The sequence below is a fragment of the Streptomyces sp. CRN 30 genome (genome assembly GCF_034105845.1).
The window spans coordinates 23,796-38,755 of the sequence record NZ_JAVRHI010000122.1; the positions used below are offsets into that span (position 1 = coordinate 23,796).

Annotated in this window: 10 protein-coding genes; 7 read left to right on the forward strand and 3 right to left on the reverse strand. The window is 71.0% G+C overall.

Going from position 1 to position 14,960, the window contains the following annotated elements; all coding sequences use genetic code 11:
• Window positions 1-71: 71 nt before the first annotated feature.
• From UW392_RS11730 to holA, 5 genes are all read left to right on the forward strand, one after another.
• Entirely contained in the window at window positions 72-1,277 is a 1,206-nt protein-coding gene (locus tag UW392_RS11730) for a ComEA family DNA-binding protein (RefSeq protein ID WP_320774868.1), read from the forward strand.
• A complete protein-coding gene (locus UW392_RS11735) occupies window positions 1,274-4,018 on the forward strand; it encodes a ComEC/Rec2 family competence protein (protein WP_320774869.1) in 2,745 nt (914 codons plus the stop codon). The genes UW392_RS11730 and UW392_RS11735 overlap by 4 nt, the downstream gene beginning before the upstream one ends.
• Before the next feature lie 259 nt (window positions 4,019-4,277).
• Window positions 4,278-5,159: a YceI family protein gene (locus tag UW392_RS11740; RefSeq protein WP_320774878.1), complete on the forward strand. Its 882-nt coding sequence runs from the start codon at window positions 4,278-4,280 to the stop codon at window positions 5,157-5,159.
• A gap of 49 nt (window positions 5,160-5,208) precedes the next feature.
• A complete protein-coding gene (locus UW392_RS11745) occupies window positions 5,209-5,454 on the forward strand; it encodes a hypothetical protein (protein ID WP_320774870.1) in 246 nt (81 codons plus the stop codon).
• 59 nt (window positions 5,455-5,513) lie between these two features.
• Window positions 5,514-6,506, forward strand: coding sequence for a DNA polymerase III subunit delta (holA, locus tag UW392_RS11750; RefSeq protein ID WP_320774871.1), 993 nt, complete (start codon window positions 5,514-5,516; stop codon window positions 6,504-6,506).
• A gap of 189 nt (window positions 6,507-6,695) precedes the next feature.
• On the opposite strand, the gene rpsT is transcribed toward holA, so the two are convergent.
• Window positions 6,696-6,962: a 30S ribosomal protein S20 gene (gene rpsT, locus UW392_RS11755; RefSeq protein ID WP_320774872.1), complete on the reverse strand. Its 267-nt coding sequence runs from the start codon at window positions 6,960-6,962 to the stop codon at window positions 6,696-6,698.
• Window positions 6,963-7,215: 253 nt separating this feature from the next.
• On the opposite strand from rpsT, the gene lepA reads away from it, so the two are divergent.
• Both lepA and UW392_RS11765 read left to right on the forward strand, forming a co-directional pair.
• Window positions 7,216-9,090 carry a translation elongation factor 4 gene (gene lepA / locus UW392_RS11760; protein ID WP_320774873.1) on the forward strand — a complete coding sequence of 625 codons (1,875 nt, stop codon included), beginning with the start codon at window positions 7,216-7,218 and terminating at the stop codon, window positions 9,088-9,090.
• Between the two features lie 211 nt (window positions 9,091-9,301).
• Window positions 9,302-11,179, forward strand: a complete 1,878-nt coding sequence (locus UW392_RS11765) for an AMP-dependent synthetase/ligase (RefSeq protein WP_320774874.1) — start codon at window positions 9,302-9,304, stop codon at window positions 11,177-11,179.
• Window positions 11,180-11,839: 660 nt separating this feature from the next.
• On the opposite strand, the gene UW392_RS11770 is transcribed toward UW392_RS11765, so the two are convergent.
• Window positions 11,840-12,415 (reverse strand): two-component system response regulator, encoded by a 576-nt coding sequence (locus tag UW392_RS11770; protein ID WP_320774875.1) that lies wholly within the window; start codon window positions 12,413-12,415, stop codon window positions 11,840-11,842.
• Window positions 12,412-14,960: ATP-binding protein (locus UW392_RS11775; protein ID WP_320774876.1), on the reverse strand; the 2,549-nt coding region annotated here is incomplete at its 5' end. The genes UW392_RS11770 and UW392_RS11775, both read right to left, overlap by 4 nt.

Consider the following 14,960-nt stretch of genomic DNA (forward strand, 5'->3'; position numbering starts at 1 on the left):
CAGCCGGGTGTCCGTCCACAGAAACACACCTTGATCATCGCGAGGGCGCCGGTCTGCCCGATCCTCGTCGCATGGCACTTCGATCACGTCCTCGCACAGTGGCTCCGACCAGTGGTCCGGGCCGTCCTCCCGCCTCCGACGGCCGGTTCCGCCACCGCCGTCCCCCGCAGGCACGCGGCCGAGTGCGGCACCACGGCAGGCGCGCCTCGGGGGAGGAACTCCGCAGGCGGGCCGAGGTGTTGTTCGGCGAACGGGCCCAGGGGAAGGCACCACCGATCAGCGGTGTCGCGGGCGATGCCGCGCGCGATGTAGCGGGCGATGCCGCGCGCGATGTAGCGGGCGGTACGGGGGATGTCCCGGAAGCCGCTGACCTAGGGCTCCCCGGCATCCACAGCGACTCCGGCAACTCCGGCGAGTCGGTTGAGCTGGCTGAGCCGAATGGGTCGATTGGGCCGATTGGGCCGATTGGGTCGAACGGGTCGACGGAGTTGGCTGAGACAGCTGAGGCGGGTTCCCGCCGGGAGCGTGTCCGGCTGGCGCTGCGGGAGCGGATGCCGGTGTGGTGGCAGTCGAGGTGCGGACTGGAACGCCGCAGTGTGCTGGCGCTGACCGTCGTGCTCCTGGCCGCCGCCGGCCTCGCGGCGCAGCACTTCTGGACCGGACGGCCCCAGCCGGTGAGCGCGCCCGACCTGGTGCGGGCGGCGGAGACGCCGTACGACGACCGGAGCGGCACGGCGGCGGGAGCGGTGGGGGCGGGAGCGGGAGCGACGGGGCCCACCGGCGCACCACCCACCGCACCCGGAGCCACCGCGGGCGCCGAGATCGTCGTGGACGTCAGCGGCAAGGTCCGCGATCCCGGAGTCCACAGCCTGCCGGCCGGCTCCCGGGTGACGGACGCCCTGCGCGCGGCCGGGGGAGTGCGGCCCGGCACGGACGTGGACGGGCTCAACCGGGCGCGCTTCCTGGTGGACGGTGAGCAGGTGGTGGTGGGGGAGGGGGTACCGCCCGCGGGCACGGGCGGTCCGGCGGCCGGGACGGCCGGTGTGGGCAGTGCGGCCGGCGCGGTACCGGGTGGGATGCCCGGCACACCGATCTCTCTCAACGCCGCCACCGTCGAACAGCTCGACACACTGCCGGGCGTCGGCCCCGTACTGGCCGGACACATCATCACCTACCGGACCGAACGCGGCGGCTTCCGCTCGGTGGACGAGTTGCGCGAGGTCAACGGGATCGGTGAGCGCCGCTTCGCCGACCTGCGCGACCTGGTACGGCCATGACGCGCCGCCCCGGCCCGGCCCTGCCGGACGGCCGCTCTGCCACGCGCCCGGCGCAGGAGCGGCCCAGAGCCGCTGTCCACGCAGCCTCCGGGAAGCGGCTCGGTGCCGCGCGCCCCCGGCAGGAGGGCCCGGCCGACCTGCGCCTGGTGCCACCCGCACTCGCCGCCTGGGCCACGGCGGCACTGATGCCGGACGTGCCGTCCGGCCGGGTCGTGAGTGTGGTGGCCGGCTGCGCGGCGATCGCGGGAGGTCTGCTGCTGTGGCGCCGCGGACGCCGGGGCGAACCGGGGGACGAACCTCGGCGGCCCGACGTACGAGGCCGACACCGACCCGCGCTCGCGGCCCTGTTGCTCTGCATCGCCGCGGCCGCCGCCTCGGCAGGGCTGCACGGAGCCGATCTCCGCCGGGGCCCGGTGCCGGAGCTGGCCCGGCGGTACGCCACCGTGACCGCCGAAGCGGAGGTCACGTCCGTCCCGAAGCTGACCCGGCCCCGGGTCCAGGGCGACAGAGAGGCACCGCCTGCCGTACTGATCGACGCCGAACTGCGCCGCGTGGACCGGAAGGACAGAACGGAGGTTGACGGGACGGAGGCTGACGGGACAACGAGGGCCGGGACGGCGACGGACAAGACCGGGACGGACGAGACAGGGACGGACGAGACGGGGACGGAGACGGACGAGACTGGGACGGACGAGACGGGGACGGACGGAACGCGGACGCGGACGCCGGTACGGCTGATCGTCGACCTCGCCGCCCCGGAGGGTGCCCCGACGAGGAAGGCGGCCGGGGACTCGCCCTGGCTGGATCTGCTGCCGACCACCCGTGTGCGGGTCGTCGCGAGTGCGGCACCCGCGGCGACGGGCGGTGACCGGATCGCAGCCGTCCTGCGGATACGGGGCGCTGAGCCACCGGACGTCGTGGCCGGACCGTCGACCACACAGCGTCTCGCGGGACGACTGCGCGCCGGCCTGCGGACGGCCACCGACGACCTGTCGCCGGACGCACGGGCGCTGCTGCCGGGTCTGGTCGTGGGCGACACCGCGCGGATCACCCCCGACCTGGACGAGGCGTTCAAGGAGACCGACCTCACCCACACCCTCGCCGTGAGCGGCGCCAACTTCACCATCCTGCTCGCCCTGCTGCTGGGGCCGCCCGGCCTCGCGCGGTACAGCGAACGCCGGGGACTGGCACCCCGATTGGGCATCCCGCTGCGGACGACCGCACTGCTCGGCGCGGGGCTGGCCCTGGGGTTCACGGTGGTCTGCGGACCCGATCCGAGCGTGCTGCGGGCCGCGGCGTGCGGGGGCGTCGCGCTGCTCGCCCTGGCCACCGGTCGCCGCAGATCCCTGATCCCGACCCTTGCCACGGCGGTCCTGCTGCTCGTCCTCTACGACCCCTGGCTCGCCCGGAGCTACGGCTTCCTGCTCTCGGTGCTGGCCACCGGCGCCCTGCTCACGCTGGCACCGCGCTGGAGTGCCTCGCTCCGCGGCCGCGGGATGCCGCCCCGGCTCGCCGAGGCGCTGGCCGCCGCGGGCGCCGCACAGGCGGTGTGCGGACCGGTCGTGACCGTTCTGTCGGCGCGGGTGAGCCTGGTGGGGGTGCCGTGCAATCTGCTGGCCGAGTTCGCCGTGGCACCGGCCACGGTGCTTGGCTTCGGGGCGCTGGTGACCGCGCCGCTCGCGATGCCCGTCGCCGAGGTGCTGGCCCGGTGTGCGGGCTGGCCGGCCGGGTGGCTCGCGGAGGTCGCCAGGACCGGGGCGGCGCTGCCCGGCGCGGGAGTGGACTGGCCCGGGAGCTGGACGGGAGCGGCCCTGCTGGCGCTGCTCACGGTGGGTGCGCTGTTCGCGGTGCGGAGGTTGCTGCGGCATCCCTGGTGGTGCGGGCTGTGCGCGGTGGCGCTGGTCGTGGCGGTGATCCGGCCGGCGCCGTTGACCAGGACGGTCACGGGCTGGCCGCCGCCGGGCTGGCGGCTGGTGATGTGCGATGTCGGGCAGGGGGACGCGATGGTCCTCGCGGCGGGCCCCGGGGCGGGCGTGGTGGTGGACGCCGGTCCTGATCCCGGCCTCGTGGACCACTGTCTGCGGTCGTTGGGGGTCACCCGTGTCCCGCTCGTGCTGCTGACACACTTCCACGCCGACCATGTGGCGGGTCTGCCCGGAGTGCTGCGGGGACGTTCGGTGGGCGCGATCGAGACGACCGGTCTGGAGGAGCCGGCGGATCAGGCGGACTCCGTGCGCGGACAGGCGGCGGCACGGCGGATCACGGTGCGGCATGCCGTGGCCGGGGAGCGGCGGCGGACCGGCGCGCTGGAGTGGGAGACGGTGTGGCCTCCGGCGAGTACGGTGCCGGGCCGGGTGCCGGGTTTCGAGGGACCGAACGACGCCAGTGTGGCCCTGCTGGTCGATGCCGCGGGGCTGCGGCTGCTCCTGCTCGGGGACCTCGAACCGCCGGCCCAGCGGGCGTTGGCCGGGTCGGAGGTGGCTCCGGCGCTCGAAGGGGTGGACGTGGTCAAAGTGGCACACCACGGCTCGGCCCACCAGGACTTCGGTCTCCTGCGCCGGACGGCCCCGAGGGTGGCGTTGATCTCGGCAGGCGAGGACAACACGTACGGCCACCCCGCCCCCGTCACCCTCGCGGCACTGCGCGCCCAGGGAGCCACGGTCCTCCGCACGGACCGCGACGGCGCCCTGGCGGTCATGGGCACGGGGGAGAACCTCAGGACGACGGTGACAGGGGGCTGAAGAAGGAAACAAGGAAACGAGGAAAGGCCATGCGACCCGCGTCACCGTCCCGCTGTGCCCCGGCTATGCGGATCCCGTGCGAAACCCGTACCTGAGTCTTCAATTCGGGCTACACCGGGGCCACTCGGCCGCAGTGCAGTCACATAGGCCGGATTGCTGTGATGTAGTCCCGTGTTGCCTGGAAAGCCTCAACGGTGATCGAATGCATCTTCGGTAACGGATGGTTCGGATGGTTCGCGTCGTGCAGAGGGTGTCGAAGATGATCGGCCGCTTGTTGGGAAGCCGTACGAAGCGGGTGCAGCGGACGGGGCCCCTGGCCGCGGTGCAGGTTCCGCAGAGCGCCGGGGTGCTGAGCTGCCGGGTGCTGGACCCGGTCGGCGAGCCGGTGGCGCACGCCGAGCTGACGGTGAGCGACAGCATGGGGCGCAAGGTCGTCGGCGGCGGGACGGATCCTTACGGTTCGTTCGTCGTGGCGGTGCCGGCCGGGGAGTACCGGCTGGCGGTGTCGGCGGAGGGGTTCACCCCGTACCGGGCGGCCGTGACGGTGGTCGAGGACTCGCTCTCCTCCCTCGGTGACGTGACGCTCCAGGTCGCAGCGCCGCCCGAGCTGCCCGTGGCCGGTGACTGGGAGATCGAGCCGGCACACTCCTCGATCGGGTTCACCGCGCGGCACATCGGGCTGGCGCGGATCCACGGCCGGTTCAACTCCTTCGCCGGGGCGGTGCGGATCGGTGAGGACATGGAGCAGTCGGCGATGCACGTCGTGATCGACGCGGCGTCCATCGACACCAATGTGCGGATGCGCGACGATCACTTGCGGTCGGCGGATTTCCTGGACGCGGCGAGGTATCCGACGCTGGAGTTCTACAGCGACCGGTTCGCCCACCGGGGCGGCAACCGGTGGGCGGTCACCGGCGGGCTGTCGCTGCACGGGGTGACGCGGACGGTCACGCTGGACGCGGAGTACCTCGGGCTCGGCAACGGCATGGAGGGCGAGGTGCGGGCGGCCTGCCGGGCCACCACGGAACTGCACCGCGACGACTTCACGGTGAGCTGGCAGACCATGCTGGCGCGCGGCATCGCCGTGGTCGGGCCGAGCATCACCATCGACCTCGACGTGCAGATCGTCCAGAAGGGCTGAGCCGGCGGCTGGTGCGGCCAGTGCGGCCGGCTGTCGGACAATGGCCCACGTGAGCGACGTGAGACATGTCCTGGTGCTGCCCGACCGTGACGCCGCGGAGGAGGTGGCGGAGGCGCTCGGGGAGCGGTTCGGCGTCAGCGAGGAGCCGCGGCTCGTCCGGGACGCGCTGGCCGGGGAGGACGACGCCGAGGACGCCCAGTGGCTGGTCGTCCTGCGGGACGAGGAGGGGCGTCTGGACGCCGGCGAGCTGGACGAGTTCGCGGCCGAGTGGGAGGGCTGGCGCGAGGAGCCCTAGTGCCTGGCGCACTCGCCGCCCCGGACGTGTTGTCAGTGGCCCGTGCGATGCTTGTCGCGATGGCCAGGAAGACTGCGAACGACGACCCTCTCGCCCCGGTGACACTCGCCGTGGGCCAGGAGGACCTTCTGCTCGACCGTGCCGTGCAGGAGGTGGTGGCCGCCGCCAGGGCCGCCGACGCCGACACGGACGTACGCGACCTCACCCCGGACCAGTTGCAGCCCGGCACGCTCGCCGAGCTGACCAGTCCGTCGCTCTTCGCGGAGCGCAAAGTCGTGGTCGTACGCAATGCGCAGGACCTGTCCGCCGACACGGTCAAGGACGTGAAGGCGTATCTCGGCTCGCCCGCCGAGGAGATCACCCTCGTGCTGCTGCACGCGGGCGGTGCCAAGGGCAAGGGGCTGCTGGACGCCGCGCGCAAGGCCGGGGCGCGGGAGGTGGCGTGCCCGAAGATGACGAAGCCGGCGGACCGGCTGGCCTTCGTGCGCGGTGAGTTCCGTACGGCGGGGCGGTCGGCGACGTCCGAGGCGTGCCAGGTGCTGGTCGACGCCATCGGCAGCGACCTGCGGGAGCTGGCCTCAGCGGTGTCCCAGCTGGTGGCGGACGTGGAGGGGACGATCGACGAGGCGGTCGTCGGGCGGTACTACACGGGCCGGGCCGAGGCCTCCAGCTTCACGGTCGCCGACCGGGCCGTGGAGGGCCGGGCCGCGGAGGCGCTGGAGGCGTTGCGGTGGTCGCTGGCGACCGGTGTGGCGCCGGTGCTGATCACCAGTGCTCTCGCGCAGGGTGTGCGGGCGATCGGCAAGCTGTCCTCGGCGCGCGGGGGACGACCCGCCGACCTCGCCCGGGAGCTGGGCATGCCGCCCTGGAAGATCGACCGGGTGCGGCAGCAGATGCGTGGCTGGACGCCCGACGGGGTGGCCGTGGCGCTGCGCGCGGTGGCCGAGGCCGACGCGGGCGTCAAGGGCGGCGGCGACGATCCCGAGTACGCGCTGGAGAAGGCGGTCGTCATCATCGCGGGGGCCGCCCGCTCCCGAGGACGCCACAGCTGAAGCTTCCGCGTCGGACATCGGAAAAAGCCGAGGCCCCGTCTCAAGAAGGACGGGGCCTCGGCAGCACGCTTGAGGTGAACCCACACCCGCGTGGCGAACGCAGGCCGCGTGTGGGTCCGGGGTGCCGGTCGGGAGCGGATGAGAGAGGGCCCGCTCTGGGTCCTTCCGGCGGTCAGATCAGGAAGGGGTTCAGCCCTGGACGGACGCGACCTTCTGCGCCAGCGCCGACTTCTTGTTGGCAGCCTGGTTCTTGTGGATGACGCCCTTGGAGACGGCCTTGTCGAGCTGACGCGCGGCGACGCGCTGGTACTCGGTGGCCTTCTCGACGTCACCCGCGGCAGCGGCCTCGCGGGCCTTGCGGATCGCGGTCTTCAGGGAAGACTTGACGGCCTTGTTGCGCAGCCGGGCCTTCTCGTTGGTCTTGATCCGCTTGATCTGGGACTTGATGTTCGCCACGAATGAGCCTTTTCAGGTTCTGGCGCGGGGCCGCGAGGGTCCCGTGCCGATGATTTCCAGAGGACGTGTCTCACGCTGAGAGGGCAAGAGACACAGCCACCCACACTACCAGCGGCCCGTACGGGGTCCCAAACCCGCTCTCGAACCCCTCCTCGTCCCGTCCGGTGCCCGCGCGCATGGGACGATGGAAGCTACGTATAGATCCGACCCGAGACCGCAGACACTGCGGACGCCTCAAGAATCAGGACCCTGCGTGCCCGCGATCCCCAGCCATGTGCCCGAGCCGAGCCGAACCGACCCGGCTCTGATCCGCAACTTCTGCATCATCGCGCACATCGACCACGGCAAGTCCACGCTCGCCGACCGGATGCTCCAGCTGACCGGTGTGGTCGAACAGCGGCAGATGCGCGCCCAGTACCTCGACCGCATGGACATCGAGCGCGAGCGCGGCATCACGATCAAGTCCCAGGCGGTGCGTCTGCCGTGGGCCCCGACCGAGGGTCCCGACCAGGGCACGGCGCACATCCTCAACATGATCGACACCCCGGGACACGTCGACTTCACCTATGAGGTCTCGCGGTCGCTGGCCGCGTGCGAGGGGACCGTCCTCCTCGTCGACGCCGCCCAGGGCATCGAGGCCCAGACCCTCGCCAACCTGTACCTGGCGATGGAGAACGACCTCACGATCATCCCCGTACTGAACAAGATCGACCTGCCGGCCGCGCAGCCCGAGAAGTTCGCCGACGAGCTGGCCAATCTCATCGGCTGCGACCCGTCGGACGTGCTGAAGGTCTCCGCGAAGACCGGTCTCGGCGTAGAGGCGCTGCTTGACCGGGTCGTCGAGCGCATCCCGGCTCCGGTGGGTGTCGCCGACGCCCCCGCCCGCGCGATGATCTTCGACTCGGTCTACGACTCCTACCGTGGTGTCGTGACGTACGTCCGTGTCATCGACGGCCAGCTCAACAAGCGTGAGCGCATCCGGATGATGTCCACCGGCGCCACCCACGAGCTGCTGGAGATCGGCACCAACTCGCCGGAGATGCTCTCCGCCGACGGTCTCGGCGTCGGTGAGGTGGGTTACCTGATCACCGGCGTGAAGGACGTCCGCCAGTCCAAGGTCGGTGACACCGTCACCAGCCAGCACAAGGGCGCGGAGGAGGCACTCGGCGGGTACAAGGACCCGAAGCCGATGGTCTTCTCCGGGCTGTACCCGCTGGACGGGTCCGACTACCCGGAGCTGCGCGAGGCCCTGGACAAGCTCCAGCTCAACGACGCCGCGCTGGTCTACGAGCCGGAGACCTCCGCCGCCCTCGGCTTCGGCTTCCGCGTCGGCTTCCTCGGCCTGCTCCACCTGGATGTGATCCGGGAGCGGCTGGAGCGCGAGTTCGGGCTCGACCTGATCGCCACCGCGCCCAACGTGGTCTACCGGGTGGTCATGGAGGACGGGGTCGAGCACACCGTCACCAACCCGAGCGAATTCCCCGAAGGCAAGATCAACGAGGTGTACGAGCCGGTCGTGCGGGCCACGATCCTCGCGCCGACCGAGTTCATCGGTTCGATCATGGAGCTGTGCCAGACCCGGCGCGGCACCCTGCTCGGCATGGACTACCTCTCCGAGGACCGGGTGGAGATCCGCTACACCCTCCCCCTCGCCGAGATCGTCTTCGACTTCTTCGACCAGCTGAAGTCCAAGACGCGCGGCTACGCCTCGCTCGACTACGAGCCCACCGGTGAGCAGACGTCGTCCCTGGTCAAGGTGGACATCCTGCTGCACGGCGACAAGGTGGACGCCTTTTCGGCGATCACGCACAAGGACGCGGCGTACGCGTACGGTGTGCGGCTCGTCGCCAAGCTGCGCGAGCTGATCCCCAGGCAGGCGTTCGAGGTGCCGATCCAGGCGGCCATCGGCTCCCGTGTCATCGCCCGCGAGACCATCCGCGCCATCCGCAAGGACGTCCTCGCCAAGTGCTACGGCGGTGACATCTCCCGCAAGCGGAAGCTGCTGGAGAAGCAGAAGGAAGGCAAGAAGCGGATGAAGATGGTGGGTTCCGTGGAGGTTCCCCAGGAAGCCTTCATCGCCGTCCTCTCCAGTGATGACAGCGCGGGGTCGGGCAAGGGCAAGAAGTAACCGCCCAACCGGACACATGGGGCCCGTCGTGCGAAAGCGCGGCGGGCCTTCGCGTACCCGGGGCGTCTCCGTTCGGGGGAAGTGACAGGCCATTGACCCTTACGTACCGGCCGGTCGGGCTTTACTCTGATCCTCTGCTCGATAGTTACTCGTGAGTTAAACAACGCCTCGCCAGTGAAACCACCGCACCGTCGCGGGCCCGGAGGATGTCGTGAGCGACACACAGACCCTGATCGAGAACCGTCCGCCGTCCGTGGCGGGCCTCTTCCTGGAGCGCGTGGCGGCCACGCCGGACGCCGAGGCCTACCGCTACCCCGTACCGCCGTCGTCGGGCGAGGGGCCGGACGACTGGAAGTCGCTGACCTGGGCGCAGGCCGCCGAGCGGGTCTACGCGATCGCCGCCGGTCTGATCGAGCTGGGCGTGGAGCCTGAGCAGCGGGTGGCGCTGGCCTCCTCCACGCGGCTGGAATGGATCATCGCCGACCTCGGCATCATGTGCGCCGGCGCCGCGACGACCACGGTCTATCCGCAGACCAACGCCGAGGAATCGGCGTACATCCTCTCCGACTCCGAGAGCCGGGTGCTGATCGCGGAGGACGCCGCGCAGCTCGCCAAGGCCAGGGAGAGCCGCGCCGAGCTGCCGGACCTCACCCACGTCGTGGTGATCGACGCGACGGGCGCCGACACCGGCGAGGACTGGATCCTCACCCTCGACGAGCTGGAGCGCCGGGGCGCGGCCCGGCTGGAGAAGGACCCCGACCTGATCACCGAGAAGGTCGGCGCGCTCACCAAGGACCAGCTCGCCACCCTCATCTACACCTCCGGCACCACGGGCCGCCCCAAGGGGGTGCGTCTGCCGCACGACTGCTGGTCGTACATGGCGAAGGCGATCGCAGCGACGGGGCTGGTCAACGGGGACGACGTGCAGTACCTCTGGCTGCCGCTGGCGCACGTCTTCGGCAAGGTGCTGACCTCCGGACAGATCGAGGTCGGGCACGTCACCGCCGTCGACGGCCGCGTCGACAAGATCATCGAGAATCTGCCGGTCGTGCAGCCGACCTACATGGCGGCCGTCCCGAGGATCTTCGAGAAGGTCTACAACGGCGTCGCGGCCAAGGCCCGAGCGGGCGGCGCCGCCAAGTACAAGATCTTCCAGTGGGCCGCCGAGGTCGCCCGCGAGTACGCCAAGGTCACCCAGGACAACTTCCGCCGCACCGGCACCGCGAGCGCGCCCTTCGGGCTGCGTGCCAAGCACCGCACCGCCGACGCCCTCGTCTTCGCCAAGATCCGCGAGGCGTTCGGCGGCAACCTGCGCGCCTGTGTCTCCGGCAGCGCCGCCCTCGCGCCCGACATCGGCTACTTCTTCTCCGGCGCCGGCATCCACATCCTGGAGGGGTACGGGCTCACCGAGTCCTCCGCGGCGTCCTTCGTGAACCCCGGGGAGGCGTACCGCACCGGCACGGTCGGCAAGCCGCTGCCCGGCACCGAGGTGCGCATCGCCGACGACGGCGAGATCCTGCTGCGGGGACCCGGCATCATGCAGGGCTACCACAAGCTGCCCGAGAAGACCGCCGAGGTGCTGGAGCCGGACGGCTGGTTCCACACCGGGGACATCGGCGAGCTGTCGCCCGACGGCTATCTCCGCATCACCGACCGCAAGAAGGACCTGATCAAGACGTCCGGCGGCAAGTACATCGCGCCGGCCGAGGTCGAGGGCCGGTTCAAGGCGGTGTGCCCGTACGTCTCCAACATCCTCGTGCACGGGGCCGACCGGAACTTCTGCACCGCGCTGATCGCCCTCGACGAGGCGGCGATCCTGGAGTGGGCCAAGGAGAACGGGCTGGAGGGCAGGTCCTACGCGGAGGTCGTCGCGGCGGCCGCGACGGTCGAGATGGTCGACGGGTACGTGCGGCAGCTGAACGAGGGGTTGCAGCGGTGGCAGACGATCAAGAAGTTCCGGTTGCTGCCGCGCGATCTCGATGTGGAGCACGGTGAGATCACGCCGAGTCTGAAGTTGAAGCGGCCTGTTGTGGAGCGGGAGTACAAGGGGCTTATTGAGGAGATGTACGCGGGGGTGCGGGAGGTTTAGCCTCGCGGCTTCTGGGGTTGGTCTGGCTGCGGTGCCGGTGCCGGCGTCGGTGCCGTGGGCAGGGGGCAGCGCCGTTGTTGGTGCCGGGGGTGTTGTCGGGTGCGGCGTCGCGGGGGCTGGTCGCGCAGTTCCCCGCGCCCCTGAGGGGCGCGGCTCCTGGGGCGCGTCTTCCGAGGAGCGCCCCCATCAGGGCCACACCCCCCCTCAGCCCCCCCCGAGCCCTCCAGGCCCCCCGAGCCCCCAGTCGCCCAGGCCCCAAGCTCTGCAGCCGTCAAGTTCCGCAGGCCTCGCAAGCCCTCAGGTTCCCAGCCCTACGAGCCCCTGAGCCCCGGGCCTCCAGGCCACCCAGTCCCCAACCCTGGGGGCCTCTAGGTCCTCAGGCCACCCAGTCCCCAGCCCTGCGGGCCTCTAGGCCCTCAGGCCACCCAGTCCCCAACCCCCAGCCCTCCGAGCCCCCAGGCCCCTAGCCCCGCTGGCCCCTGAGCCCTCAGCCCCGCAGGCCGCCCTGGACCCAGGTGCCCGCGCCCCCAGCCGCCCAAGTTCCCCAGGCCCCCGAGCCGCCAGCCGCCCGAGCCGCCCAGCCGCCCGAGCCGTCAGCCGCCCGAGCCGCCCGGCCCCCGAGCCCCCATTCCCCTTCAAGTCCCGCTCAGCGCTCAGCGTTCAGCGGTGTGGGGTGTGTGTTATTAGGTGGCGTAGTTGCCTGGTCAGGCGGCGGAGGGACGGGATGTCGGGGGGTGTGTCGTCGTCCAGGCGGGACTCCAGCTCGGCGAGCTGGGACAGGATCGCCTCGTGGCCGGTGCGCTCGCGGGCGAGCATCCGCTCCAGCTGGCGGTTCTTCCGGTGCAGGTCCAGGAAGACGGTGACCTTCGCGCGCAGCACCCAGGGGTCGAAGGGCTTGGCGAGATAGTCGGCGGCGCCGGTGGCGTACCCGCGGAACGCGAACCCGGAGTCGTCCTCCGTACCGGTCAGGAAGATGATCGGTACGTCCTTGGTCTGGTCGAGCCGTTTGATGTTCGCGGCCGTCTCGAAACCGTCCATGCCCGGCATCCGGACGTCCAGCAGGATCAGGGCGAACCGGCGGCGCAGCAGCGCCTTCATCGCCTCCTCGCCGGAGCGCGCCCGGACCAGCGGTTCGTTGAGAGACCCCAGCACGGCTTCCAGTGCGATCAGGTTGTCCTCCATGTCGTCGACGAGGAGGATTCCGGCGCGCTCGTCTGTCGTTGCCTCGGCGCTCATGGTGAGTGTGCCCCATTCGGTTCTGTCGGAAGTGCGCCGTCGATGTCCTCGGGGTCCAGGAGGGCGCAGACGACGGTGAGCAGTTGGTCGACGTCGACCGGCTTGGGGACGTAGTCGTTCGCGCCGCGCGCGATGGACTTCTCCCGGTCGCCGGGCATCGCCTTGGCGGTGAGCGCGACGATCGGCAGCGCCGCCCAGCGCGGGGTGCGGCGGATGGCGGAGATGGTCTCGTACCCGTCCATCTCCGGCATCATGATGTCCATCAGCACCAGCGCGACGTCCGGGTGGCGGTCCAGGGTCTCTATTCCCTCGCGGCCGTTCTCCGCGTAGAGGACGGGCATGCCGACCCGGCCCAGTACGTGGGTGAGGGCGAAGACGTTGCGGATGTCGTCGTCGACGATCAGTACCCGCCGCCCGGCCAGCACCTGCCCGGCCCGGCCCGACGTCCACGCCTCCAGCTTCGTCGGCGCCGGCCAGGTGTCCTCCGGCTCCTGCCCGGCCGGGAGCAACTCGGCCCGGGAGCCGTCCGGGGACTGGTGCAACGGCAGCAGCGCGGGGCGGTCGTCGGGCGCCGGGTCGGAGTCGGTCGCGGTGTGCCCGGGGCTGACGACCGGGACGTACAGCGTGAAGGTCGAGCCGTGGCCCGGCTCGCTCTCGGCGACGATACGGCCGCCGAGGAGCCGTGCTATCTCGCGGCTGATGGACAGGCCGAGGCCGGTGCCGCCGTACTTGCGGTTGGTGGTGCCGTCGGCCTGCTGGAACGCCTCGAAGATCACCGGGAGTTTCTCCGGCGCGATGCCGATGCCGGTGTCGGAGACGGAGAAGGCGATCACCTCGCCGGCGTCCCGGATGCGGTGCAGGTCGGGGTCGGCCTCCCGGGTCACCCGCAGGTCGACCTTGCCGGCCGCGGTGAACTTGATCGCGTTGGAGAGCAGGTTGCGCAGGATCTGCTGGAGCCGCTGCTCGTCCGAGTGCATCTCCCGCGGCACCTCCTCCCCGACGGCGACCTCGAAGGCGAGCCCCCGGTCCAGGGTGAGCGGGCGGAAGGTGGCGTGGACGTAGTCGAGGAGCTTGATCAGCGGCAGCCGCTTGGGCCGTACGTCCATCCGGCCGGCCTCGATCTTCGACAGGTCCAGGATGTCGTTGATCAGCTGGAGCAGGTCGGAGCCCGAGCGGTGGATCGTCGTCGCGAACTGCACCTCCTGCTCGGACAGGTGCCCGTCGGGATTGTCCGACAGGAGTCTCGCGAGGATCAGCAGGGAGTTGAGCGGGGTGCGCAGCTCGTGCGACATGTTGGCCAGGAACTCCGACTTGTACTGGGAGCTGGTGGCCAGCAGGGCGGCCTTCTCGCCCAGTTCGGCGTTGGAGCGCCGCAGCTCCGCCTGCTGCTTCTGCAGTTCGTCGGAGCGCTCCTGCAACTGCATGGCCAGCCGCTGGGACTCGCCGAGCAGCGACTCGGTGCGGGAGTTGGCGATGATCGTGTTGATCGCGACGCCGATGGTGTTCACGAACTGGTCGAAGAAGGCCAGGTGCACGTCGGAGAAGCGCGAGAAGGAGGCCAGTTCCACCACACCGAGGAGCTTGTCCTCGAAGAGGATCGGGATGATGACGATGGTGGTCGGGGCTGCCTCCCCGAGCCCGCTGTTGATCTTGATGTAGTCGGGCGGTGCTCCCTCCACCAGGATGCGCTTCTTCTCCCTGGCCGCCTGCGCCACGAGCCCGTGCACCGGCAGCGCCCCGGTCTCCACCGTCGCGCCCTGCGCGGCCCCGTACCCGGCGACGAACGCGAGCCCCTTCGTCGGTACGGCCGTCTTGAGCGCGGCGCTGACCTCGTCGGGGTCGGCCAGGTAGAACGCGCCGTACTGCGCGTTCACCAGCGGAGTCAGCTCGCGCAGGATCAGGTCGGCGACCTCCATCAGGTCCCGGTGGCCCTGCATCAGCGCGGCCAGCCGGGCCAGGTTCGACTCCAGCCAGTCCTTCGCACGGGTCGTCTCGCGCAGGTTGGCCACCATCAGGTTGATGTTGTCCTTCAGCTCCGCGACCTCGCCGCGGGTCTCCACCGTGATGGAGCGGGACATGTCGCCCTGCGCCACCGCGGAGGCCACCTCGGCGATCGCGCGGACCTGGGTGGTCAGGTTCGACGCCAGCTCGTTCACGTTCGTCGTCAGGCGTTTCCAGGTGCCGTACACGCCCTCGACCCGGGCCTGGCCGCCCAGCTGCCCCTCGCTGCCGACCTCCCGGGCGACGCGGGTGACCTCGGACGAGAACGACGACAGCGTGTCGACCATCGTGTTGATGGTGGTCTTCAGCTCCAGGATCTCGCCGCGCGCGTCCACGTCGATCTTCCGGGACAGATCGCCCTGCGCCACCGCCGTGGCGACCTGCGCGATGTTGCGCACCTGGGAGGTGAGGTTGTCCGCCATGAAGTTGACGTTGTCCGTCAGGTCCCGCCAGACGCCCGAGGCGCCCCGCACCTGGGCGCGTCCGCCGAGCCGGCCGTCGGTGCCGACCTCCCGGGCGACGCGCGTGACCTCGTCGGCGAAGG